Origin of the sequence: Methyloligella halotolerans, from assembly GCF_001708935.1 — a bacterium.
Classification (GTDB): Bacteria; Pseudomonadota; Alphaproteobacteria; order Rhizobiales; family Methyloligellaceae; genus Methyloligella; species Methyloligella halotolerans.
In genome coordinates this window covers 1-390 of the sequence record NZ_MASI01000026.1, presented here as the reverse complement: position 1 = coordinate 390, position 390 = coordinate 1, and the positions used below count along the sequence as shown (strand labels likewise).

The 390-nt window shown below is 62.8% G+C and carries 1 pseudogene; it reads right to left on the bottom strand.

Annotation, left to right across the window (positions count from 1 at the left end):
• A pseudogene (locus A7A08_RS15345) lies at positions 1–373 on the bottom strand (NAD(P)/FAD-dependent oxidoreductase); the annotation flags it as partial.
• Positions 374–390 lie beyond the last annotated feature (17 nt).

Sequence of the window (390 nt, the reverse complement as noted above, 5' to 3'; positions counted from 1 at the left end):
GCGTCCGGAAGCGCACGTAATCCCGCACGCCGCTCTTCTCCACGCGGCCCATGATGTAATCCGCAAGCACCGCCCGGGGCGGATAGGACGGGATCGCCCGCCCGAAATGCTCCTCGAACGAATAGTCGGCGAACTCCAGGCACTCCTTCGGGCCGTTCGACCACAGATAGCGGTACATGGAGCAGTGGACCGGCTCGCCATACTCGTCCAGACCCGTCCGCCACGTGTAGTTCCACAAACCGCCCCAGTTCTCCTGCTTCTCGAAGCAAACCACCTCAGGCACATCCGCGCCCTTGCGCTTCGCAGACTCAAATGCGCGAAGCTGCGCCAAACCGCTCGGACCAGCGCCGATAACGCATACCCGTTCGCTCATACCCTTCCGCTCCTCAT